This is a genomic window from Pontiella sp., from assembly GCF_041622395.1.
GTDB lineage: Bacteria > Verrucomicrobiota > Kiritimatiellia > Kiritimatiellales > Pontiellaceae > Pontiella.
Genome location: NZ_JBFJYW010000019.1, coordinates 1 through 21,817, shown reverse-complemented (window position 1 = coordinate 21,817; position 21,817 = coordinate 1). Strand labels below are relative to the sequence as shown.

22 protein-coding genes and 1 pseudogene are annotated in these 21,817 nt (G+C 59.8%); 7 read left to right on the top strand and 16 right to left on the bottom strand.

Annotation, left to right across the window (positions count from 1 at the left end):
- Positions 1 to 176 precede the first annotated feature (176 nt).
- From ABYO54_RS02205 to ABYO54_RS02180, 6 genes are all read right to left on the bottom strand, one after another.
- A complete protein-coding gene (locus ABYO54_RS02205; protein WP_372806460.1) occupies positions 177 to 542 on the bottom strand; it encodes a hypothetical protein in 366 nt (121 codons plus the stop codon).
- The gene (locus ABYO54_RS02200) at positions 532 to 870 is read right to left on the bottom strand and encodes a hypothetical protein (RefSeq protein WP_372806459.1); all 339 of its coding nucleotides are present in this window, start codon (positions 868 to 870) and stop codon (positions 532 to 534) included. Before ABYO54_RS02200 ends, ABYO54_RS02205 begins: the two co-directional genes overlap by 11 nt.
- A 109-nt stretch (positions 871 to 979) precedes the next feature.
- Positions 980 to 1,810 (bottom strand): metal ABC transporter permease, encoded by an 831-nt coding sequence (locus tag ABYO54_RS02195; protein WP_372806457.1) that lies wholly within the window; start codon positions 1,808 to 1,810, stop codon positions 980 to 982.
- Positions 1,803 to 2,546, bottom strand: coding sequence for a metal ABC transporter ATP-binding protein (locus ABYO54_RS02190; protein ID WP_372806455.1), 744 nt, complete (start codon positions 2,544 to 2,546; stop codon positions 1,803 to 1,805). The genes ABYO54_RS02195 and ABYO54_RS02190 overlap by 8 nt, the downstream gene beginning before the upstream one ends.
- Positions 2,543 to 3,424 (bottom strand): metal ABC transporter solute-binding protein, Zn/Mn family, encoded by an 882-nt coding sequence (locus tag ABYO54_RS02185; RefSeq protein WP_372806453.1) that lies wholly within the window; start codon positions 3,422 to 3,424, stop codon positions 2,543 to 2,545. Before ABYO54_RS02185 ends, ABYO54_RS02190 begins: the two co-directional genes overlap by 4 nt.
- Before the next feature lie 15 nt (positions 3,425 to 3,439).
- Positions 3,440 to 3,736: a DUF167 family protein gene (locus ABYO54_RS02180; protein WP_372806451.1), complete on the bottom strand. Its 297-nt coding sequence runs from the start codon at positions 3,734 to 3,736 to the stop codon at positions 3,440 to 3,442.
- Between the two features lie 73 nt (positions 3,737 to 3,809).
- Between ABYO54_RS02180 and ABYO54_RS02175 the strand changes: the two genes are divergently transcribed.
- Genes ABYO54_RS02175 through ABYO54_RS02160 form a run of 4 tightly spaced genes read left to right on the top strand, consistent with a single transcriptional unit; the run spans position 3,810 to position 7,960 of the window.
- On the top strand, positions 3,810 to 4,703 hold the full coding sequence (locus tag ABYO54_RS02175) for a D-alanine--D-alanine ligase (protein ID WP_372806450.1): 894 nt from the start codon (positions 3,810 to 3,812) through the stop codon (positions 4,701 to 4,703).
- A 28-nt stretch (positions 4,704 to 4,731) separates the two neighbouring features.
- Positions 4,732 to 5,574 (top strand): cell division protein FtsQ/DivIB, encoded by an 843-nt coding sequence (locus ABYO54_RS02170; RefSeq protein WP_372806448.1) that lies wholly within the window; start codon positions 4,732 to 4,734, stop codon positions 5,572 to 5,574.
- 12 nt (positions 5,575 to 5,586) lie between these two features.
- Complete coding sequence (ftsA, locus tag ABYO54_RS02165; protein ID WP_372806446.1) at positions 5,587 to 6,813, top strand: cell division protein FtsA; 1,227 nt, start codon at positions 5,587 to 5,589, stop codon at positions 6,811 to 6,813.
- Positions 6,806 to 7,960, top strand: coding sequence for a cell division protein FtsZ (locus ABYO54_RS02160; RefSeq protein ID WP_372806444.1), 1,155 nt, complete (start codon positions 6,806 to 6,808; stop codon positions 7,958 to 7,960). Before ftsA ends, ABYO54_RS02160 begins: the two co-directional genes overlap by 8 nt.
- Positions 7,961 to 8,160: 200 nt before the next feature.
- Here ABYO54_RS02160 and ABYO54_RS02155 read toward each other — a convergent pair whose 3' ends face one another.
- Genes ABYO54_RS02155 through ABYO54_RS02130 form a run of 6 tightly spaced genes read right to left on the bottom strand, consistent with a single transcriptional unit; the run spans position 8,161 to position 12,913 of the window.
- Positions 8,161 to 8,784, bottom strand: a complete 624-nt coding sequence (locus ABYO54_RS02155) for an MBL fold metallo-hydrolase (protein WP_372806442.1) — start codon at positions 8,782 to 8,784, stop codon at positions 8,161 to 8,163.
- Positions 8,784 to 9,329 (bottom strand): hypothetical protein, encoded by a 546-nt coding sequence (locus tag ABYO54_RS02150; RefSeq protein ID WP_372806440.1) that lies wholly within the window; start codon positions 9,327 to 9,329, stop codon positions 8,784 to 8,786. Before ABYO54_RS02150 ends, ABYO54_RS02155 begins: the two co-directional genes overlap by 1 nt.
- Positions 9,326 to 10,717, bottom strand: coding sequence for a PilN domain-containing protein (locus ABYO54_RS02145; RefSeq protein ID WP_372806438.1), 1,392 nt, complete (start codon positions 10,715 to 10,717; stop codon positions 9,326 to 9,328). The genes ABYO54_RS02150 and ABYO54_RS02145 overlap by 4 nt, the downstream gene beginning before the upstream one ends.
- Positions 10,701 to 11,726 (bottom strand): general secretion pathway protein GspK, encoded by a 1,026-nt coding sequence (locus ABYO54_RS02140; protein WP_372806436.1) that lies wholly within the window; start codon positions 11,724 to 11,726, stop codon positions 10,701 to 10,703. The genes ABYO54_RS02145 and ABYO54_RS02140 overlap by 17 nt, the downstream gene beginning before the upstream one ends.
- 2 nt (positions 11,727 to 11,728) lie before the next feature.
- The gene (locus tag ABYO54_RS02135; RefSeq protein WP_372806434.1) at positions 11,729 to 12,496 is read right to left on the bottom strand and encodes a PilW family protein; all 768 of its coding nucleotides are present in this window, start codon (positions 12,494 to 12,496) and stop codon (positions 11,729 to 11,731) included.
- Positions 12,497 to 12,499: 3 nt separating this feature from the next.
- Positions 12,500 to 12,913 (bottom strand): prepilin-type N-terminal cleavage/methylation domain-containing protein, encoded by a 414-nt coding sequence (locus ABYO54_RS02130; protein ID WP_372806432.1) that lies wholly within the window; start codon positions 12,911 to 12,913, stop codon positions 12,500 to 12,502.
- A 101-nt stretch (positions 12,914 to 13,014) separates the two neighbouring features.
- Here ABYO54_RS02130 and ABYO54_RS02125 point away from each other — a divergent pair, with 101 nt between their 5' ends.
- Positions 13,015 to 14,016 carry a metal-dependent hydrolase gene (locus ABYO54_RS02125; RefSeq protein WP_372806430.1) on the top strand — a complete coding sequence of 334 codons (1,002 nt, stop codon included), beginning with the start codon at positions 13,015 to 13,017 and terminating at the stop codon, positions 14,014 to 14,016.
- A gap of 18 nt (positions 14,017 to 14,034) precedes the next feature.
- Here ABYO54_RS02125 and ABYO54_RS02120 read toward each other — a convergent pair whose 3' ends face one another.
- A complete protein-coding gene (locus ABYO54_RS02120; protein WP_372806428.1) occupies positions 14,035 to 15,717 on the bottom strand; it encodes a Na/Pi cotransporter family protein in 1,683 nt (560 codons plus the stop codon).
- Positions 15,718 to 16,151: 434 nt separating this feature from the next.
- Between ABYO54_RS02120 and ABYO54_RS02115 the strand changes: the two genes are divergently transcribed.
- Together ABYO54_RS02115 and ABYO54_RS02110 are read left to right on the top strand one after the other, a co-directional pair.
- Positions 16,152 to 16,622 (top strand): GNAT family N-acetyltransferase, encoded by a 471-nt coding sequence (locus ABYO54_RS02115; RefSeq protein WP_372806427.1) that lies wholly within the window; start codon positions 16,152 to 16,154, stop codon positions 16,620 to 16,622.
- A gap of 1 nt (position 16,623) precedes the next feature.
- Positions 16,624 to 18,105 (top strand): annotated as a pseudogene (locus tag ABYO54_RS02110) (RimK family protein).
- Between the two features lie 15 nt (positions 18,106 to 18,120).
- Here the strand turns inward: ABYO54_RS02110 and ABYO54_RS02105 are convergent.
- The 3 genes from ABYO54_RS02105 to ABYO54_RS02095 all read right to left on the bottom strand — a co-directional run bounded on the left by ABYO54_RS02105 (position 18,121) and on the right by ABYO54_RS02095 (position 21,772).
- Positions 18,121 to 18,678, bottom strand: a complete 558-nt coding sequence (locus ABYO54_RS02105; RefSeq protein WP_372806425.1) for an SET domain-containing protein — start codon at positions 18,676 to 18,678, stop codon at positions 18,121 to 18,123.
- A gap of 161 nt (positions 18,679 to 18,839) precedes the next feature.
- Positions 18,840 to 20,657: a Na/Pi cotransporter family protein gene (locus ABYO54_RS02100; protein ID WP_372806423.1), complete on the bottom strand. Its 1,818-nt coding sequence runs from the start codon at positions 20,655 to 20,657 to the stop codon at positions 18,840 to 18,842.
- Between the two features lie 98 nt (positions 20,658 to 20,755).
- Positions 20,756 to 21,772, bottom strand: a complete 1,017-nt coding sequence (locus ABYO54_RS02095) for a sensor histidine kinase (protein WP_372806462.1) — start codon at positions 21,770 to 21,772, stop codon at positions 20,756 to 20,758.
- Between the last annotated feature and the right edge of the window lie 45 nt (positions 21,773 to 21,817).

Sequence of the window (21,817 nt, the reverse complement as noted above, 5' to 3'; positions counted from 1 at the left end):
CCGGGCTTAAGGTAAATATGGTTTTTTGTTTCAAAAATTTAGTCCCATCCATTTTTACCGGAGGCGCGGCGATTTCACTTCGTCAACTTCGTTGCGAAAGGCTTGCGGTAGGCTGCTACAGCGACACCTTTCGACGCCTTGTTGCCAAAGCAAACTCGGCGCGTGAATAATTCAGGCTAGGCCGCGATGCGATTCGCCTTGCGGTTGCTATGGCGCGCAATGGCCTTTCGCAGCTTGAAGTGGGCACCGCCCGCGAGTTTGAGATACAGGCGTTGACCTTTGCGCGTTTGCAAAATGTAGACCGGATTGACGGAGCGGCGGCTACAGAGGAAAAACTGCGGCCAGTTGAAAAGAACATAGATCGAGGGAACGTCCGACCGCGCGGCCAGGCGGAGATAGTGCACGGCTCCCAAATGAATGCGGCAAAGCGGGACGACTCCGAAAAGGCGACCCACGATGTGGTCGCCGCAAAGTTCGTAGGTACAGGGGGCTCCCAGCGAGGCCGAAGAGAGGCGATAGGTCGCAATCGGTTTAGGAATCATGTTTCCCTCCCAGCGTTCTTTGCATGTCGAAGTGGGACCCGAAGTCGAGGCGCATAAAAATACGGGGGCGGTTTTTGGCCGTCTGTAGGGTGTAGAGGGGGCAGAGGGTTCGTCGCGCGGGCAGGCTACTGAACCAGTTGATCCGGTGGAGCTTGGTTACATCTGCTTCGCCCGCTTCGCGCAGATCCATCACCTTTTCAAGCGGAATGGTGTTGAGCGTAAAGATACGGAACAGTTTCGTGGTCAAGGATTCCGCGGTAAGCCGATAACTGACAAACAGGCCGATATCCATGTCGATGAGATTGAGTGACCGCTTCGTTGGTTTCATGAGAGGATAGGAGCAGACCCCATGCCATATGGGGGATAAGCGCAAATGGCGAATGATTGGCGCTTGGAGCGGGGGCAATCCGGGGGCTGCGGTTCTCGCGAATGAGAAATCAGCGGCGGTTGAAGAGCAGGGAGACGAGATAGGCCGCACCGGTGAGAATGATGATGGATGCCCCGGCGGGCAGGTCGGGTTGGTAGCTGAGCGCGAGGCCGCCGAAGGTCAGCAGTGCGCAGAGGCCGGCGGCGATCGCCATCATGGATCCCATGCGCAGGCAAAAGCGCCCGGCGATTGCCGCGGGGAGGGTCAGCAGGACGATCACCATGACAATCCCGACGATCGAAACCATCAGTACGACGGTCAGGGCGGTCAGCGCCAGCATCAGGAAATAGAAAAAGGAGGTGCGGATGCCGCGCAGTCGGGCAAACTCCTCGTCGAAGCAAACGGCCACGAACTGTTTATGGAAAAGCAGGGCCGTTCCGGCAATCAGCAGGTCGAGCAGTCCGATGGCCAGCAGGTCTTGCTGCGTGACCAACAGGATGTTGCCGAAGAGGTAGGACATTAGGTCTTCGCCGTAGCCTGGGGTTTTGGCGATGAAGAGGATGCCCACCGCCATGCCGAGTCCCCAAAAGGCGCTGATGACCGTATCGATGCGTTCCTTGGCCTTCATGTTGATCCAGCCGATCACGAAGGCCGAGAGCAGGGCGGCAATCATGGCCCCGAGCAGGGGGGTCAGGAAGGTCCATCCATGGACCACCTGCATGTATCGGGCAAACCCCATCCCGCCCAGTACGCAGTGGGCAATGCCGCCGGCCAGATAGGTGATTCGGCGGGTAACGACATAGGTTCCCACGATGCCGCAGGAAACGCTGACGAGCAGTCCGGCGATAAGGGCATGCTGGAGAAACCCGTGATGGAGCAGGGCCTGGAAAAACTCAGCCATGGTCGTGCTCCTGGTCGTGGCGGACGATATGCACGTGTTCGCCGTACATGTCGTGGATGATGTCTTCGCTGATTTCGCTGACGGGATGAACGTGCACTTCCCGGTTCACGCAAATCACCTTTTCCACGTAGCGGGAGACGAAGCCGATATCGTGCGATACCACGACAATGGTCAGTTCGTTGTTAAGCTCCTGCAGCAGGTCGTAGAGTTCGCGCTCGACATAGTCGTCCAGACTGGACGTCGGTTCGTCGAGCAGCAGCATCTTGGGTTCGGTAACCAACGCGCGGGCAATCAACACCCGCTGGCACTGCCCGCCCGAGAGCGAGGCCAAGGGGCGCTTTTCCAGTTTTTCGAGTCCGACGCGCGCCAGCGTTTCGCGGGCAACCTCGCGGTCGGATTTCGTGTAAAAGCCCAGCGAACGCGTTTTGCCAAGCCGGCCCATCAGCACCACGTCGAGGGCCGTGACGGGAAACTTCGAGTCGAGGTTCGAATGTTGCGGCAGGTAGCCGATCCATTTGCGCCCGGCGACCGGATTTTTTCCGTAAATCTTCACCGATCCCCGGGTGGGTTCCAGCAGGCCGAGGAGAATCTTCAGCAAGGTGGTTTTGCCGCCGCCGTTGGGGCCGACCACCGAGACGAACTCGTGATCGCCCAGCGACAAGCTCGCGTTTTCCAGCACGGAGACGGGGCCATAGGCGAAATCGAGATTATCAATCTGTACGGGGAGGGGCGTCATGGGTGTTCCATCGCGAGGGCAATACTGTCCGCGATTTGCCGGAGGTTGGCAACAACATCCTCCGACAATGGATCGAGCTGCACCACGGAGCCGTCAAGCGCCGTGGCCAAGGCCTGCGCGCTGTCGACCGGGAACTGTTTCTGGACAAACACGATCTTCGCGCCATCCACCTTTGCCTGCTCGATCAAGGCGGCCAATTGGCGGGGGGAGGGGGCTTTCCCGTCCAACTCAATGGCCACCTGTTCCAAGCCATATTCCTCCGCGAAATAGCCGAACGAGGGGTGGAACACATAGAAGCGGCAGCCTTTGAAGGGGGCGAGCTTTGCTTGCGATTGCGTATGCTGCTTTTGGATTGCCGCAACAAGGCGCGCCTGATTCGCTTCGAAAAGGTCGCGCTGCTCTGGCCGGTTCCGCGCCAGCGCCTGAAGCAGGTCTTCCGAGATTTTCATGGCATTGACGGCCGACAGCCAGACATGCGGATCCTTTTCCCCGTGGTCGTGCGTGCACGCTTCGCCGTGGTGCTCATGCGGCATCGACCGTCTTTCGATCCGCGAATCGGTCGCAACGATTTCAAGGTCGGGGTAGAGCGGCTTGATTTTTTTCAGCAGCGATTTTTCGTAGGGGACGCCGATCGTAAACAGCAAATCGGCCTCGCCCAGCGCGGCGAGTTGGCGGGCGGTCGGTTCGTAGGAGTGGGGAGATTGGCCTTGCCCCACCAACGTGCGGATGTCCAGCCGGTCGCCGGCGATCTCCCGCAACAATCCGGCCAACGGGGGAATGCTGACGAAAACCAGCGGCTTGCCGGTCCGTTCGTTATCTTTTTGCGGCGCACAGCCGAGCATCAGCGCCGTGGATAAAATCAAAATAGTACCTTTCATGTGCCGTATTGATCCCTATTCGTTTTCCAATGACAACAACTCTTTTCGTAATTCGTCGGATGGGTTCGAAACGCGCAGCCGCTTATTGCGGCCGGTTTCGCCGGAGAGGAGCTGGATGCTCGACCGCGGCATCTTCCAATGTTTGGCGAGAAATTTCACCAGATAGGCATTGGCCTTGCCCTCGACCGGGGGGGCTTGGATGCGGACTTTCAGCGCGTCGCCCATCAATCCGGCCAGGCCATCCCGCGAAGCCCGCGGCACCACGCGTATATTCAGTATCAAATCGCGGCCATTTTCTTCAAACCAAGGCATCCATCTTCCTCCATACTTGAGTCGGTCCCTGTTTAGCACTACCGTTCACTCTTTTCAAACCAAGGGTGGAAGTATGGCAAGCAGACGGTTTTCTAAGGTGGCGGTGCTGAAGGGCGGGGTCTCCTCCGAGCGCACGGTATCGCTTCGGTCGGGCGCCGCGATCGCGCAGGGGCTGCGCGAGGGCGGATACGAGGTTTCCGAGATCGATGTCGATTCGCGGGCGTTCGCGCTTCCCGCCGGGATCGAGGCCGTGTTCGTGGCATTGCACGGAGAATTCGGCGAGGACGGCGGCATCCAGCAGCGGTTGGTTGAAATGGGCATGCCTTTCACCGGGTCCGGCGCGGAATCAAGCCGGGTTTCGTTCGATAAGATTCTGACCCGCGAACGGTTGTTGGCCGGCGGGGTCCCCGTGCCGAATGGGGAGGTCTTGAGGACGGCCGACTCCCGCACCATCCCGGTTCCGTTGGTGGTCAAGCCGCCGCGCGAAGGTTCGAGCGTCGGCTGCCATCTGGTTTTCGACGAGTCGGCGTGGGACGCCGCCTTTGCCGATGCCGCCCGCTATTCCGCCGACGTGCTGGTGGAGGAATACATCCCCGGACGCGAGCTGACCGTCGGGGTTTTCGATGGCGAGGTGCTGCCCGTGGTCGAGATCAAACCCAATGCCGAGTGGTACGACTTCGAGGCGAAATATGTTACGGGCGACACCACCTACATCTGTCCCGCCGAGCTGTCGGCGGAGCAGACCGCCGCGCTGCAGTCCATTGCGCTGAACACCTTTGAGTGCCTGGGGGCCGAAGGCTTCGGCCGCGTCGACTTCCGCCTGTCCCCCGAAAACAAACCCTACGTGCTCGAACTCAATTCCATCCCCGGCTTCACCGCCACCAGCCTGTTGCCGAAGGCCGCGCAGGCCGCCGGAATCGGTTTTTCGGAGCTTTGTTGTCGAATCATGGAAATGGCTCATCTATAGTGCCGCAATTGACCCAAGGGTGTAGGGAATGGCCGCACGCAAGAAGACGACAACACGAAAAAACACACAGTATGTAAGGGCGAAAAAGCGCAATGGACCGGGGGCCGGGCTCGTGGCGCAACGCTCGATCGTGGTGGGACTTGGCGTTGCCATGCTCTTGGCGCTGCTCGTCGGAATCGTGTTGGGGTTCCGCTGGATCGGGCGCAAACTCTATTCCGAAAATCCGCGCTTTGAAATCCAGCATCTCGTCGTCTCCTGCAACGGCAGCCGGCTGACCGAAGAGTATATCCGCGAGATTTCCGGTCTGGGCGAGGGAATGAACCTGTTCGAGTTTTCCTTCAAGGAGATCGAGCAACGGCTCGAAGAGGTTTCGATGATCGAGTCGGTCTACCTCGAGCGCCAACTGCCCGACACCATGGTCGTGCAGGTCAAGGAACGCGTGCCCGTGGCGCAGATCCTCGGGCGGCAACCGTCCAGCTATCCGCCGTTGGTCGACCGCTATGGCTACGTGATGCCGCACCGCCGGAAACTCGCGACGCTGCCGCTGATCAAGGGGCTCGACCTCGATCTGGCAATGGGGCAGCAAGTGGTCCATAGCGATATCGAGCACGCGCTCAAGATCATCGCCCTGTGCGAAAGCGACGACTTCCTGCACATCTACGTTCCGATCGAAAGCATCGATCTGCAATATCCCGACTACATCTATCTCTACACGCGGACCGGATGCCGCGCCAAGCTCCCGCGCTACTCCTTCGACGCACGACTCAACAAGCTGGCGGCGGCCATCAAGCAGTCGAACGACAGCGGCAAACGGCCGAAAACCGCCGACGTCACCCTCGATACGATCAGTGTGCCGGTAACCTTCTACTAGTCCGCAAAAGCCATGGCACTCGAAGCAATCGCAGTTTTGGAAATCGGAACCAGTACGGTCCGCGTCATCGTGGGCGAGTTGCGCGACGATGGGTTCGTTTCCGTCATCGGCATGGGCGAAACCGAATCGCGCGGCATCCGCAAAGGCGAAATCATCAACCGCGACGATGCCATGGGCTGCGTGCGCAAGGCGATCAAGGCCGCCGAGGAAAACCTCCGCAAGGAAATCCATTCCGTCTGGCTCGTCACGGCCGGCGGACAGGCGCAGGCCAAGAAAAGCACCGGCATCCACAAGCTCGTCGATCCTGCCGACAATCAGCTCATGGAGGTGGCGGAAGACGATGTCGCCGAGGTGGTCGAACTCGCCCGCAAGGTGTCGTTGCCCGAAAACCGCATCAAACTGCACACCCTCCAGCAATATTTCCAAGTCGACGATACCATGAACATCACCAGTCCCGTCGGCATGGCCGGCGAAGAGCTCCGGGTCGACATGCTCACCATCCATGGCAAGCGCAGCGCGGTCGATAATTTCCGCAAAATCGTCGACGACGCGCCCATCGCGTGCGCCGATGCCGTCTTTTCCGGGCTCTGCTCCGCCCTCGCGGTCGTGACCGACGAGCAGCGCAAGGCGGGGGTGCTGGTGATCGATGTCGGCGGCGGAACCACCGACTTCGCGCTTTACCACGACGGCTTCCTTCAGGCGGCCGGGTCGTTCGCCGTCGGCGGCGACCACATCACCAACGACATCGCCGTCGGGCTGCAAATCCCGCTGGCCGCCGCCGAGGCCGTCAAACGCAAGGACGGCAGTGCGCTCACCAATCTCATGGAGCGCGACCACAACATCCCCGTTCCCAGTTCGACGCAGGGCTTCGGCGGCAAGATGGTCCGCGCCGTTACCCTCAATACCATCGTCAATGCCCGCATGGACGAGATCCTCACCCTGGTGAAGGAGCAGGTCGACCAGCAATGCCCCAACGTGCCGCTCAGCGCGGGGGTGCTGCTGACCGGCGGCGGTTCCTTCCTGAACGGGGCGCGCGACCTCGGCCAAAAAGTTTTCAATATCCCGTGCATGCACGGCAAGCCGTACGATGTGCACGGGCTTCCCTCGTCGAAGGACGCCCCGCTCTACGCCTGCGCCGTCGGCGCAATCCGCTACGCGGCTTCGCTGCGCGTGGTCGACACAAAGCCATCGCTGGGCAAGAAGCTGGCGAAGCTGTTCTGGGGAGGCGTCAATGACTGACCAGCCGTCCCCCGTTACCCGCATCTCCTCGCCCCGCATGCTCGTGATGGGCGTCGGGAGCAGTGGCGTCCGCGCCGTTGCCGCCATGAGCCGGCTGAATCCCGGCATTGCGGCCGTTGCGATCGATACCGACACCAAGGTGCTCGAAGACGCATCCATCGAGCGCATCATCCACGTGGGTGGATCCATTACGCGCGGGTTCAGCGCCGGTGGCGATGTGGAGCTCGGGCGCCAATCCATCGAAAAAGATTCCTCCAGCATCCGGACTCAACTGCGGCAAGTCGATTTGCTCGTCATTGTTGCGGGCCTCGGCGGCGGGACCGGCTCCGGCGCGGTTCCGGTCATCGTCCGCATCGCCCGCGAGGCCGGGGCGCTGGTGCTGGTTATGGCGGGTATGCCCTTCGCTTTCGAGGGCCGCAAAGCCGCGCGTATCGCCGACGAGGCCATCAAGCGTATCCGTACCCATGCCGATGCCGTCATCCGGATTTCCAACGAACGGTTGGTGGATCGATCCGATGCCGACCTGCCCGCCGAACAGGCATTCGCCCGTAGCCACCAGGTGATGACGGACGGGGTTTTTTCGTTGTGGCGCATGCTTTCGAAGAACGGGGTGTGCGGCCTCGATTTTTCCTGTATCCACACCATGCTGCGCAATTGCGACGGCTTCTGCCATTTTGCCAGTGCCGATGGGGCCGGCGAAAACCGGGCATCGGTTGTGGCCGAAGGGCTGGCCAAGCACCGACTGCTCAACAAAGGCAAGCTGCTTGCCGCTTCCCAGGGCGTCGTGGTGAGTTTGACCGGTGGCCACGACCTTAAGCTTTCCGAAATCGAAGAGGTGATGAACCGCTTGCAGGAAAACTTGCCGGAAGATATCTGGCTGAACTTCGGCGTCGTGGTCGATCCCGCCTTCGACGGCCGGCTTGCCGCCATTGCGCTGGTGGCCGAGCAGTGGAAGGAGCCGTTGGTCGACGACGCCAACCGTCAGCTGGGTTTCAGTTTCAACCGGCGGCAAGGCCCGATGCAGGGCGAGCTTCCGCTCGAAACCGCCGGGAAAGGCGAATTCGCCTATATCGACCCCACCATCCACAATAACCAAGATCTCGACGTTCCCTCCTACATCCGTCGAGGAATAAAATTGCCTCGCTGATTCGGCGGAGGTCTTTCATTGGAATATCACACTTCATGAAGTGTGCTTTTCGGGGCGCGTTTTTGCTGCAATATCACACTTCATGAAGTGTGCTTTTCAGGGGGTGCAATTGCGCTGCAATTTCACACTTCATGAAGTGTGATATTTGGTGGCGGTATTTTGGGGCGCGTGGGAGCGACGATGGGTTTTCGGCGGGCGGTTTACTTCATGAAGAAGTTGGAGATCCGCTCGCTGCCGATGGTGGTTTCGGGGCCGTGTCCGGGGTAAACGCTAACGTTGTCGGGGAGCTGTTTCAGCTTGGCGAGGGAATCCTTCAGCAGGCGGGCATTGCCGCCGGGCAGATCGGTGCGTCCACAGGAGCCCTTGAAAAGCGTATCGCCCGAAATGAGGATGTCGGATTCCGGGAAAAGCAGGCAGCAGCCTCCCGGGGTGTGGCCGGGGGTTTCGATGACCTGGAAATGCAGGCCGCCGAAGTCCCAGTCCGTGGCCCGGTCGAGCAACTCGAAGGCGTTGGCGTCCGGACGGCGGGGCACGGAATAGTAAGGTTCGAGCCGGTTGCTCTCCTCGAAGGCCCATTCCAGATCCTTGGAGTGGATGGCGATGGGGGCGGGACGTTGGTCGTGCAGGGTGGTCAAGGCGCTGATATGGTCGGTGTGTCCGTGGGTGCAGACATAGGCGGCGACATCGAGCTCCCGCTTGGCGAGGGCCTCGAGAATACGTTCGGCGTCGTCGCCGGGGTCGAACACGATGGCTTGCCTGGATGAGTTCCACACGATGTAGCAAATTTCCATGAATGCGCCGGTTGCAATGCTGGCGATCTCCATTATTTCTTCCCCGCGTTGGCGCGCTTGGTGTAGGCGCAGTGAATGACCATGTTGCCGGTCAGTTTGCCGGTGTTGTTGCCGGCGGGTTTGATGTTGAGGGTGCGGACGTCGTAGCGGACGCCCTGCTGTTGTAGTTCGGTATGGAAGTTGACCATCGATTCGAGGTCGCCTTCCCACGTGCAGTTGATCGCGAGTTCGAAGAGATCGCCGATCGGTTTTTCGCCCCGCGGATTGCTGCGGGTGATTACGAGCCCGTGTTTCTCGGCAATCTTGTTGATGGTCTTCATCAACTCGGGATCCACCGATTTCTGCTTGGTGTCGAAAACGCGTAGCTCTTTCTGCAACTCGTTAAGTTCGCCGAGCCAGTTTTCCTGCATTTTGATCGCGTTTTTGTTGAAGGCGATCTGCTGCCGGAGGGTTTCGATTTCGGTGGCTTTGGCGCGGTATTCATCCATTTTGTTGCTGACGAGATACCAGGTGAGGCCGGTGAGAACGGCGGCAAACGTGGCGGCGCCGAGAATCATTTCACGTTGGGTGATCTTCACTGTGCGTCCTCCTGCTCAGGAAAGGGGAGGGTGACGGAATAGACCGTGCGCTGGATGCCCTTGGTGGTTTTCAGGCTGGTCGAGACGTCCTTGGTGCCGTCGAACAGGGCCGACTTGGCGAGGGCGGAAAAATAGTCGTTCACCAGATTCTTGCTGCGCGAGGTCCCGCGCAGGGAAACGGCCTTGCCCTTGGTGTAGTTGAAGCTGACAAACTCGATATCGCCCTGCGGCATCAGCCGGGTAACTTCGCGCAAGCTTTCAAGCGATGAGTCGGAGCGGTCGGTGTAGACTTTGAGCGCCTGGAGTTTTCGGCGGTTTTCCAAGGCCTGTTCGGCCATGGGCCGGAGCGCGTCGGCATCGGCCTGGATGTCGGCCAGTTTCGCGTCGCGGGCTTTGTCGACGGCGAAGAAGGCCAGCATAACGACGAGCCATACCGCGGCGATGGCGCCGGAAACGATCGCGAACTGCTTTTGCATCTGTTTGCGTTGTTGCAGGTCCACCCACTCGCGCGGGATCAGTTCGATGCGGTTAGCCCCCTGCAGGGCGCGTTCGGCGATACCCTGCGATAATGGCGGCAGGCTGTTCAGGTCGTAAAACTGCACTTTGACGCCGCTTTTTTCGCTTAGCTTCGCGCGCAGGGGGGGCGGGACGTCGCCCAGGCTCCAGAAATGGATGGCGGACGGGGTCGGCAGGTCCTGTTCGGTGTCGAGCGTGGTGAGCGTGTAGCCGATTTCATAGATCAGTTCGTCGACGATGTTCATATCGTCGGCATCCGTATCGAGCGGGCGGAAGGCGAGCGGCAGGCCGTCATTGATCACCACCAGCGTAAGGTCGATGCCGTCATCGACCACGAGGATGTGGCAGTCTTCTTCCGGCAGGTTCCGCTTGGCGCGCATCAACTCGAGCCAGCCGAGAATCCGCGCGTCGATGCTATGGATGTGGATGCCTTGGTTCCCGAAGGATTCCCCAATGGCATCGATGCAATCGCGTTTGGCGGCGGCCATCAGGACATTGGAGCTATCGTTGCCATCGCGCAGGATTTCCTGGGATACGGCGAGTTGCTCGATCGGGAAGGGCGAAACCTTGTCGACCTGGAATCGGGCCATGGCGGCGATTTCGGCCGGGTCGGCGGTGGGGAACACCATGGTGCGCATCAGCAGTTCCGAGGTGCGCAGGGCGACGGTGACGTCGCCTTCGAGGCGCTCGGCGAGTCCCTCCGGCACCTGGAGTTCCGAGAGCGCCTCCTCGGCGGGGTCTGCGCGGTGGGGCATCGGGCAGGCGCTTTGCTCCACGCGTTCGGTGCCATCCTGTTTGATCTTCAGGGTGGTCCATTCGATGCCGTCCGGCGTGCGGCAGGCCGCGGTGATTATTTTATCGCGTATTCGCATTTTTCTTAACGGGTCCTTCGTTCCAATACACCACGGTCGAGTCCTTGGCTTTGAGTGCAACGATACACTCGATCTGGTACTGGTTGCCGAATATCTCTCCGACAGAAGTTACCTTGACGAAAGTACTTTGCAATTTAAATTTATTCCCATCGGCGCCCACTTCGCCAAGGCTCTTGATGCCATCGTCGAGCGTATCCGCTTCGCCGTCCTCGCCCTTGCGCGCTTCGAAGACGCTTTCGAGTTCCCAATCCTCGTATTCCGAATAGCTTAGGAGGATGTCGGCGGTGGCCGCGTTGAGATTGACCTTGCCGTCGCCCCAGACCGTGAGCTTGTCGGCGATGCCGATGATTTCGTCCTCCTCGCCGTCGGTGGCGGGGCGGCCGTAGAGGATGGCGGGGCTCCAGTTCTTGACGAGCAACAGCTCCTCGACGCTGTCGAGGGGGCCGTTTTTGACTGGATAGCCGGCTTCTTCATAGAAGGGATCGTCCGATTCCGCCCCGTTGAGGCCGTGGAAGTCGTTTTCGTCGATCCAGTCTTCCAGGCAGTCGATCATGGCGTCCCAGTCGGAGGAGGGGACGTTGGCCATTTCGAAGATGTCGAGCCATTGGTCGCGCGTCAGCAGATTGATGTTGCGGCCGGTATCGGCGGGTTCGACGGTGACGGTGAACTTGCCGCCGTCGGGGAATTCGATGGTGGAGGGGGCGGGCAGGCCGCGCTGGATATAGAGGGCCGCCTTCATGAAGCCGTCCTTGTCTTCGTCCATGTCCTCGATTTCGAGCTCCTTGGCCTGCTTGTGTGCGTCCAGCAGGGCGCGGCCGTATTCGAGGCCGGAGCGCGCCATCATCTCCGCACGGAACTTCTTGCGCTTGTACGAGACCAGCATCGACTCCAGTTTCACCTCGAAGGCGAACGAACCGATGATGACGGTCAGGATCATCAGCACGAACAGCGCGACCAGCAGCGCGGTGCCTTCCTTCCGTTTTCGGATGCCGGAAATTGGTTTTTTCATGGTCATTTCGGTTGCCCGACCGTGATGCTTTTGCCGGCCGAGGTGCCGGCCGAGGTGCCGGAGGAGACCGAGGAGTTGCCCTTCGATGTCGGCCCCGTGAGCCGCTCCTTCACCGATTTGGCGACGGGGATTTCGATGGTGCGCGAAAATTCGATGGGGTCGTCGTTCTTGTCGTCGGAGGCCATGAAGATGGTCAGCAGGATGCGCTCGGGAACGGAATTTTCCGGCTCCCATTCCTCGGTCCAGTCTTCGGCATCCTTGTCCCAGAAGAGGATTTCCAGTCCTTGGATGGCACGGGAGACCAGGATGGGTTCGGTGTCGAAGTCCTCTTCGAACTCTTCGTCGTTGGCGATGGCGGGCATGGCGATCGCGAACAGGGCCGGCTCGCCCTCGTCGACATCGATGAAGAGCTTGATCCGGTGCGGCCCGCTGAAGTAGGGGGAGTCGACCGGCATGAAGGCGGAGCTGGTGGTGACGAAGCTGATCGTGTCGGCCGGCAGGCCGCCGGAGGAGGTTTTGTCGTACTTGAAGGCGTAGGTTTTGCGGGGGTTGTAGAAATAGATGGTGGAATTCACCGCCGAAACCAACTGGGTCATGGCGAAGTCGCCGTGTTTGATGGCATCGATCATCTCGGTGCCGCGCTTCCAGCCCTGGAGCGTTCCGCTGAAGGCCTGGAACGCGATCGACATCGCGATAACCATCAGGACCATCGCGATCATCAGTTCAAGCAGGGTGAACCCCTTTTTCAAATGGCGGTATCGTGGTTTCAAGGTTTACTGCACTTTGCTCGTTACGCTTTCGGCATCGGGGGCGTATTTGAAAACGGTGATTTCCTCGAAGGATTCGCGGCCGCGCTCCGACCACCGGATCCGGGTGGTCACTTCGAACAGGCCGGGCCGTTCCTCTTCGTCGACCATCACGATGTTGCGGGACCAGGCGTAGCCCTCCACGTCGTCGAAGTCGCCGTTGTCCGACATTTCATCCATATCCACGCTTTCGATCGGGTTTTCGATGTCCACCCGTTGGATCAGGGCGCGCGCCGTTTCGCGGTTGCGGACCGTGCGTACGGTGGCCAGGCACCGCGACATCGCCATCATGAGCGAAGAGACGCCGACGCTGAGGATGACGAGGGCGATGAGCACTTCGATGAGCGTAAGCCCTCGTTTGGCTGGGTTTGGTTCATTCATAAAAACAGGGCGTCATGTTCCCAATTCGGCGCGGTTAAATAAAGACAATCCTGCCCTGCTTTTTATTGCCTCGCAATCGGCACTTCACTAATTTCCGGCCTGTGAAGGGGATCTCCCATTTTATTTCGGGGGTGGCGGCGGCCTCCTGTTTCCCGTGGACGGTCGCGGCCGCCTTGGAGAAGAATCCGGCCTATTTCATTCTGGGAGCGGCCTTCGGGATTCTGCCGGATACGATCGATTTCAAGTTCTACCGTTTTTTCTACCGCTATCACCGAACCATTTCGCCGGACGCCCGCAAGGTCGACCCGCAGGCCATGGCCGACCAACTCGCCGAAGCCGTCGCCGCCTCGCAGCGGCAGGCGGGGATGTTTCGGCTCAAGATCAACACGCTGCGGATCGGCGCGGACCGCTGGCAGCAGTTCCGGATTCGGTTCGATCCGCAACGGCAGGGCGTCGAGGTCGAGCTGGGCCCGGTCGTCACGACCGGGCAGCTCCCGGTTCCGGGGACCTTTCCCGCTCCCGATGCCGCGAAAGGGTGGGCGCAACTGCCGGCACCGATCGAGGAGACCTACGAGGCCGTTACCACGGTCGATATCTTCGATGGTCCGGCCTTTGGCTTCGAGCCGGCGCCGGACGGGCGGGTGGTGATTCATTTCCTGCCGTGGCACCGGAGCTGGACGCATAGCCTGGTGCTCGGGGCCGCCCTGTCCGTTCCGGTCGCCCTATGGTTGGGCTGGCGTGCCGGGGTGGTTTCGTTCAGCGCCTATTCCATCCATGTCCTTGAAGACCAGCTCGGCTTCATGGGCTCCAATTTGTTCGCCCCGCTCTCGAAAAAACGGATGAAGGGGCTGCATTGGATGCGGTCGGGCGATGCGCTGCCCAACTTTTCCACTGTTTGGTTTTGCTGCCTGCTCATCTTCTGGAACTGCTACCAGGCCATGGCCGACCCCGTCTACCGCTTCGGTTTCTTTCGCCTCATGATCTACGGCTTTTTCATCCCGCTCGGCCTTTACGGCGCGCTGCATTGGCTCCTCAATCGCCAGGCGCCCCGGCGCGAAACCGTCGATTCCGCCAATGAATGGGGCGACGCGGAGGGGCTTTGAGCGGGGCGCGCCGACGCGTTATTTTTCGCCGGCAATGACTTCGGCGATGTTGTAGGCGTGATCCTTCATCCGGCGGTAGTTGTTGAGCATGTCGGTAAAGACCAGACTGTTGAGCGGCGATGCCTTGCTTTCCGAGAGTCGCTGGAGGTGCTGACGGCGGTACTTTTTCATCTGGCGGGTAATCATTTCGCTGTCGGATTGGGCCCGTCCGAGAATGTCGGTATCCTCGTTTTTTTCGGCGGTATTGACCATCTTGATGTATTCCACGACCCGGTTGTGCAGGTCCAGCAGCTCGGCCCGGCCTTCCGGGGTGGTTTCGAGTTGGTTGTTGCGCTGTTTGACATGCCCCTTGAGTACGTTGACGAGATAGTCCGACAGACTTTCATACTCGTCGGCCATGCGCATCTGGCGCCGGGCTTCTTCCATCACATCGTGCGTCACCTGTCCGGTGATCATCTCGCTGAGGAACACGACGATCTCCTTCTGCACGTTGTCCAGGATGTTTTCGTAGCGGAAAATCTTGGTTTCCAGGTCGTCGAGCTGTTCCGAACTCACCAGAACGGTCCCGAGCCAGTCGGCCATGTTTTCAACGCTTTCGGCCATGAACAGAAGCTGTTTTTGCGACTGCAGAATGGCCAGGGCGGGGGTGTCGAGCATGCGCACGTCGAAATAGGTCAGATGTTTGATTTCATCCACCTTCTTTTCCGGGACGAGTTTTTCAACCAGCCGGGCCAGCGGCCCCATCAACGGCAGGAAGATGAGGGTGTTGATGAGGTTGAACCCCGTGTGAACCAAGGCGATCCTGGCGGTGATATCGTCGCCCATTTTCGGGTTGCTGGTCATGAAATCCCGCAGATGGCCGAAGAGCCAGTCAATCCCCTCGACGTAGGCGAAAAAGACGGGAACGAGCCAGAGGGTGCCGACGACGTTGAAAATGATATGGGCGTAGGCGGCGCGTTTCGCATTGGTCGTGGTGCCGATGGAGGCGAGGAACGCGGTGACGGTGGTGCCGATGTTGAGGCCGAGCACCAGTGCCGCCGCCGTGGGGAATTCGATGATGCCGCCCTGGGCCAACACGATCGTGACTCCGATCGTGGCCGAGGAGGATTGCACGATCATGGTGGCCACGCAGCCGAAGAAGGCGCATTTGAGCACGCCCCACAGCGTACCCGCATCCATGACCCGGAAGGCGTCCGTGAGATAGGCCTTCACTTCGGGCGTCTTGAACGCGTCGCCCATGAGGGTGAGGCCGAAGAAGACCATGCCGACTCCCAGCAAGGCCATCGCGGTGTAGCGCACCCGCTCTTTCTTGGAAAAGAGGAAGAAAAACGCGGCCAGGCCCAGGATCGGCAGGCCGAACTTGCTGATCTTGAGTGCGATGATCCAGGCGGTGACGGTGGTGCCGATGTTTGCGCCGAGAATGACGCCGATGGCCTGCATCAGGGTCATGAAGCCGCTGTTCACGAAGCCGACCACCATCACCGTGGTCACGGAACTCGACTGGACGATGCCGGTAATCAGCGTGCCGATGGCGCAGGCCGCAAAACGGTTGTCGGTCACGGCGCTGATCATCTTGCGCAGTTTGCTGCCGGCGACCGCCTGCATGCCTTCCGACATGTATTTCATTCCGAGCAGAAAGATCCCGAGTCCGCCGAGAACCTTGAACAGGATATCCTGAATCGCGTGCCAGTCCATTGCCATTTCCCTTCGTGGTGAAAAAATTGGGCAAAAGGCTAACAAAACCCTAACAATTCGCGCGACTCAATAATGGCATCGATTCTGGCTTCGGTTCCGCCGCGGGCGCAGCCGGCACTCCTTCCCTGTGCCGACGCTGGAAACCCCGTTTGGCGGGGGGGCTCGGGGCGGTGGTGAACGGGGCGATTTCCGGATTATAAGTGTTGTAAAAAAGCACCGATTTAACATAGTCGCAATTTCCGGAGTTGCTACGGTGCAGGAAGCACGGTCCTCCGGCGGGTCGATTTTGCAAAACGTCGTTCGAAGAGGCGGTCCCATGTTTGTGGTCGTATATGCAAGGCGGAACCTGCGTTCGGCATCGGCCGCTTGGCTGGATGGAAACGGGGGGTGCGGGAACAAATGACGGGTCTTGGGGGCGGCATTCATCAGGTTTTAAAGGTATGGAAACAAATGCATGTGCCGGCGTGGTTTGCCGCCGCGTCGGGGTGAACCGCATCGACGACCTCCTTGCGCTCGAGGAGGCCTGTTTCGAATGCGACCGGATTTCGCGGCGCAACCTCCGCAATCTTTTGCGCTCGCCAAGCGCCTGTTGCCTCGGCGTCTTTCTTGGCAAGGAACTGGTGGGCAGCATGGTGGTCCTGTTTCGGCGGAACACGCGGTCGGCCCGGATCTACTCCGTGGCGGTGGCCTCGGCGCAGCGGGGCCGGGGCATTGCCCGCCGGCTGATGGCCCGGGCGGAGCGCGAGGCGCGGGGCCGCGGATGCACCCGGATGCGGCTGGAAGTGCGGCTGGACAACTTTCCGGCAATCAAGCTCTACGAAAGCCTCGGCTTCGCCAGTGCCCGGATTATTCCCGAATTCTACGAGGACGGAACGCACGCCATGGTTTATCGAAAGGAATTGGAATCGTAGCATGTCGAAACAATATATTGTCGTAGAAGATCTGGCGGACTGGACGCCGTTCTTCCCCAGCGAAAACCTCCTCACCTTCGAGGATTACCAGCAGCAGGATCCTTCGCCGGACGAAGGCGTGCAGATCATCAATCTCTGCCGCGACCATGAATACATGGGCCGCGGCTACTACTGCTCGTTGCTGGCCGAGGCGCGGGGCGACCGGGTGTTGCCTTCGGTACGGACCATCAACGAGCTGAGCCGGCGGCAGATGTATTCGCTGGGCCTTTCCGCTCTCGACAAATTGGTGCGCAAAAAGCAGGCGCATCTCGGCAAGGACGGATCGGTTTTTGCCCTGCGCGTCTTTTTCGGAACCACGCTCGTCGAAGAGTTGCGGTCGTTGGCCCGCCAGTTGTTCGACCTCTTCCCGTGTCCCGTGCTGGAGGCGAATTTCCAGCGGATCGGCGAAACCTGGGCGATCGAGTCGGTCCAGTCGATCGGGATCCACCAGCTCGAAGAGAGCCAGCAAGACGAGTTTGCCGATGCGCTGGATCAGTTCAGCCGCCAGGTCTGGCGCCGCTCGCGCCGCAAGAAACGCTACGCCTATGATTTGGCCATCCTCGCCGATCCCGAAGAGAAGCTCCCGCCCAGCAGTAAAAAAGCGCTCGAAAGTTTTGTGCTCGCGGGCCGCCAGATCGGGATCGATACCGAAATCATCTCCAAACACGACTATGGGCGCCTGACCGAGTTCGATGCGCTCTTCATCCGCGAAACCACGGCGGTCGACCACCACACCTACCAGTTTGCCCAGAAGGCCGAGCACCTGCGCATTCCGGTGGTCGACGACACCAACTCGATCCTCAAGTGCGCCAACAAGATCTATCTGGCCGAGCTGCTGCGCGACAACGAGCTGGCCACGCCCAAGACCCTGGTGCTCTACCGCGACAAACCCGAGTCGCTCGCCGCCGCCGTGGAGGAGCTCGGGCTGCCGATCGTGCTCAAGATTCCCGACGGCTCCTTTTAAAAGGGGGTCTACAAGGTGAATTCGCTGGCCGAACTGAAGGCGCGCACCGCGGAGCTCTTCGAGTCGTCGGTGCTCGTGCTGGCGCAGGAGTTCATGTACACCGATTTCGATTGGCGCATCGGCGTGCTCGGCGGGCGGCCGCTCTTCGCCTGCAAATACTTCATGTCGAAGGGGCATTGGCAAATCTATAACCACGCCGCCACCGGAAGCCGCCGTTCGGGCGGCTTCACCACCATGGCCGTCGAGCAGGCGCCGCAGGATGCCGTCAAGCTGGCCGTCAAGGCCTGCGGCTTGATTGGCAAGGGGCTTTATGGCGTCGACATCAAGCAGAGCGGCAACCGTTTCGCCGTCATCGAAATCAACGACAACCCCAACATTGACGCGGGCGTCGAGGACGTGCATCTGGGCAAGCTCTGCTACCTGCGGGTGATGGAGCATTTCTTCAGCGAGATGGAACGCTACCGCTACGGCACCCGTTAGCGAACGGGGGCCGGCTCAGGCCGGGCCGAAGAAGCAGTCGCGAATCGACCGGGCCGCCGATTTCCCGTTGCAAATGTGCAGCAGCGCGTCCCAATCCTCGTCGCCGAGCAGGCCGCGCAGGGGTTGCTCGACCTCGCCGAGTCGATCGTAGGCGCTGTTGAGTTTGCGGTCCCATTCGGGGTGGTGCCGGGTTAGGTCGTCCGGGAAAACGGTTTTGCGGGCGTGGCCTTCGTCGAACGCGTCGAACGGCTCGATGATGTTCAGATAGCCGTAATCGTCGGTCAGTTCCTCGCCCGGCTGGATGTCGCGAACGGCGAGTTCCAGTTGATAGGGCGTCAGGATGCAGTTGGAATCGAAGCTGTGGTTGACGTAGCGGTTGTGATCCCAGCAGAGCACGTAATGCCCGCGGTTGTTCCGGAAACAATATTTAAGCATCCGCTCGCGGAGATCGGACGGATAGCATTTCACCTCATCCGGCGAAAGCGTGCGGTCGAGCGGATCCATCACCCAGACGATGGTTCCCTTGGGAATGAATTCGGTGGCGTATACCCCATGGCCGATTTCGGGGTTCACGAATCGCAGTTCTGTCGCTGGGTGTATCATGGGGGGCCTCTCTTCTGTGGTGCGCATTATGTTTTCCGCCGCCCGGATGTCGAGCCGGATTCTCCGGCCCAGCCACAAAAAAAAGCTCTCCCGTTGCCGGGAGAGCCAGGTCGGATCGACGGGGATCGATGCTATTTTTCCCCGGCAAGCACTTCGGCGATGTTGAGCGCATGGTCTTTCATGCGGCGGTAGTAGTTGAGGATGTCGGTGAAAGCCAGGCTAAAGAAGGGGGAAACCTCTTCGTTCTGGAGCCGTTCGAGGTGCTGGCGGCGGAACTCTTTCATCTGGACGGTGATGGCCGCGCCTTCGGCCGTGGCCCAGGAAAGCAGATCTTTCGTATTCTCGGCCTTCACATGCTCGTTGACGCGCGCAATGTACCGTGCGACCCGGTCGTTGAGGGCCAGCAGTTTTTGCCGGGCCGGTCCATCGATCGGATGCCCCATGTCTTCGAGTTTCTTGATGCCCTTGAGTACGTTTGTGGCGTAGTCCGAGAGCGATTCATATTCATCGGCCATGCGCATCTGCTTGTGGGCTTTCTTGGTGATCTCCTGCGGTACCTGGCCGGAAACCAGGTGGCTGAGAAAGATGAAGATTTCCTTCTGGACGGTGTCGAGGATCTCTTCGCGGTGGAAGAGTTTGCGCTGGACTTCCGGATCGATCTTCTCGCTTTCGAGGCACCCATGCAGCTTGTCGAGCATAATGCTGATGCTTTCGCCCATGAAGTTGAGCTGGCCCTGCGACTGGACAATGCTCAGCGACGGGGTGTCGAGCATGCGGACGTCCAGATAGGTCAGGTGCACGGATTGCTTGGCCTCTTTCTCCGGCGCCAGTTTCGTCACGAACCGGGCCAGCAGGCCGATAAAGGGCAGGAACAACAACACGTTGGCCACGTTGAAGGTCGTGTGCGTCAGCGCGATGCCCGAGGTGACGACCTTGTCGAACTTCTTCTGGACGGTTTTCGCTTCAGCCATCGAGATTTCATTGTTCTCCTGGATGTGCGTCAGGATCGAGCTGATCGAGAGCTCGCCCGTATCGCTGGTTGCGGGGAGGGCGGGGAAGGTGTTGGTCGCCACTTGTTCCAAGCTGACTTGCTGGGGGTTGTAGCCCGTTTTCCATTCCACCAGATTGGACAGGCCGCCAATCGCCACGGGGAAGAGGGCGATGAACCACAGCGTGCCGAACACATTGAAAAAGAAGTGGGCGTACGCCGCGCGTTTCGCATTCGTGGAGGTGCCGATCGATGCCAGCAGCGCGGTGATCGTGGTGCCGATATTCTCGCCCATGACCAGCGCGGTCGCGGTTTGGAACTCGATGGTTCCGGAGCAGGCCAAGCCGATCGTTATGCCCAGCGTGGCCGAAGAGGATTGCACGATCATGGTCAGTAGCATGCCGACCAGCGCGCACTTGATGATGCCCGCGTAGGAGGTCGCCTGGAAGGCGTGGAACCATGCGCTGAACTCCTCGTGCGAGCGCAGCGGCTTGAATCCGTTCTTCATGAGTTCGAGGCCATAGAAAACCATGCCGATCCCCATGATGGTCATGCCGACGTACCGCAGCCGGTCGTTCTTGGAAAACAGAAAGACGAAGGCCGCGAAGCCCAGGATGGGAAGCCCCCATTTGCCGATGTCGAGCACCAGAATCCAGCCGGTGATGGTGGTGCCGATGTTCGCGCCGAGAATCACGCCGATGGCCTGCATCAGGTTCATCAGCGCTGAGTTGACGAATCCGACCACCATGACCGTGGTGACCGAGCTCGACTGAACCATCATCGTCACGGTCAGCCCCACCAAAACACCCAAAAACCGGTTGTTGGTGGCGACGCCGATAATCTTGCGCAACCGGTCGCCCGAAACGGCTTGAAGCCCTTCGGACATATTCTTCATGCCCAGCAGGAAAATGCCCAGGCCCCCGATGACTTTTAACGCAATTTGCAGAAAGCTGACTTCCATTGATCTCTCCCTGATACGGTTGTTTGGAAATTGCGCGAGGAACCTAACAGAAAGCTGACGCAATGCTAACCATTATTTGTTAGCGTTTCGTTAAAGGATCAGTCGCTGGAACCGCCGATGGGGAGGGTGATGATAAAGGTGCTTCCGGCACCCAGTTTGCTTTCGACGCGGATGGTGCCTTCGTGGGCTTGGACGATGTGTTTGACGATGGAGAGTCCCAGTCCGGTTCCCCCCAATTTCCGGCTGCGCGCCGTATCGACGCGGTAAAAGCGTTCGAACAGGCGCTCCAGATGCTTTTGTTCGATGCCGAACCCCTCGTCCTTGATGTAGATGGCGACCGATTCGCTCTTCTTTTCGGCCAGCACCAGCACTTTTTTGTCGGGGTCGGAATATTTGATCGCGTTGACGATCAGGTTGACCAGCGCCTGTTCGAGCAAGGGGCCGTTGATGTTGAGTTCAAGCGCTTCGGGGCACAGGCAGTCGATTTGGATGTTTTTCTTGGCCGCATGCAGTTGGCAGAGGTAGATGGCCGTCTCGATGACCGGGACCAGCTTGGTCGTCTCTTTCATCACCAGCCCCCCTTTCTGTTCCAGCCGCGAAAGGGTCAGCAGGTCGTCGATGATCGAGTTGAGCCGCCCGGCTTGCTGGCTGATGATTTCCAGGAAGCGCAGAATGTCGGGCTCGTGGTTCCAGTCGCCGGAAAGCAGCGTCTCGACGAAGCCTTTGATGGAGGTGATGGGGGTTTTGAGTTCGTGCGAGACGTTCGCCACGAAATCCGAACGAACCGTTTCGAGGTGGCGCAGTTGCGTGACGTCGCGCAGGATAATCAAGGCCCCGATCGATTCGTTTTCCGAATTCCACAGCACGGTGCCGTTGGCCTGGATCTGTTTTTCGCCGTCTCCGATCAGGGTGAGGTCGCGCGCAAGCGGTTTTTGCGAGCCGATGACGGCCTTGATGAACTCCTGCAAGTTGGCGTATCGCACCACCTGCTGGATCAATTCGCGCTTGGTCTCGCGGCTGGCGACGCCGAGGATTTCCCCGGCCACGCGGTTCATGTGGATGATGCGCTCGCGTTTGTCGACCGCCAACACGCCTTCGTCCATCGACGAGAGCACGGCGTTTTGCTCGTTGCGCTGCTCGCTCAGGGTCGACAGCGTTTT

Coding starts and splice junctions, on each gene's coding strand:
- ABYO54_RS02205 (WP_372806460.1), bottom strand. CDS start 542: ATGATTCCTAAACCGATTGCGACCTATCGCCTCTCTTCGGCCTCGCTG.
- ABYO54_RS02200 (WP_372806459.1), bottom strand. CDS start 870: ATGAAACCAACGAAGCGGTCACTCAATCTCATCGACATGGATATCGGC.
- ABYO54_RS02195 (WP_372806457.1), bottom strand. CDS start 1,810: ATGGCTGAGTTTTTCCAGGCCCTGCTCCATCACGGGTTTCTCCAGCAT.
- ABYO54_RS02190 (WP_372806455.1), bottom strand. CDS start 2,546: ATGACGCCCCTCCCCGTACAGATTGATAATCTCGATTTCGCCTATGGC.
- ABYO54_RS02185 (WP_372806453.1), bottom strand. CDS start 3,424: ATGAAAGGTACTATTTTGATTTTATCCACGGCGCTGATGCTCGGCTGT.
- ABYO54_RS02180 (WP_372806451.1), bottom strand. CDS start 3,736: ATGCCTTGGTTTGAAGAAAATGGCCGCGATTTGATACTGAATATACGC.
- ABYO54_RS02175 (WP_372806450.1), top strand. CDS start 3,810: ATGGCAAGCAGACGGTTTTCTAAGGTGGCGGTGCTGAAGGGCGGGGTC.
- ABYO54_RS02170 (WP_372806448.1), top strand. CDS start 4,732: ATGGCCGCACGCAAGAAGACGACAACACGAAAAAACACACAGTATGTA.
- ftsA (WP_372806446.1), top strand. CDS start 5,587: ATGGCACTCGAAGCAATCGCAGTTTTGGAAATCGGAACCAGTACGGTC.
- ABYO54_RS02160 (WP_372806444.1), top strand. CDS start 6,806: ATGACTGACCAGCCGTCCCCCGTTACCCGCATCTCCTCGCCCCGCATG.
- ABYO54_RS02155 (WP_372806442.1), bottom strand. CDS start 8,784: ATGGAGATCGCCAGCATTGCAACCGGCGCATTCATGGAAATTTGCTAC.
- ABYO54_RS02145 (WP_372806438.1), bottom strand. CDS start 10,717: ATGCGAATACGCGATAAAATAATCACCGCGGCCTGCCGCACGCCGGAC.
- ABYO54_RS02140 (WP_372806436.1), bottom strand. CDS start 11,726: ATGAAAAAACCAATTTCCGGCATCCGAAAACGGAAGGAAGGCACCGCG.
- ABYO54_RS02130 (WP_372806432.1), bottom strand. CDS start 12,913: ATGAATGAACCAAACCCAGCCAAACGAGGGCTTACGCTCATCGAAGTG.
- ABYO54_RS02120 (WP_372806428.1), bottom strand. CDS start 15,717: ATGGCAATGGACTGGCACGCGATTCAGGATATCCTGTTCAAGGTTCTC.
- ABYO54_RS02115 (WP_372806427.1), top strand. CDS start 16,152: ATGGAAACAAATGCATGTGCCGGCGTGGTTTGCCGCCGCGTCGGGGTG.
- ABYO54_RS02100 (WP_372806423.1), bottom strand. CDS start 20,657: ATGGAAGTCAGCTTTCTGCAAATTGCGTTAAAAGTCATCGGGGGCCTG.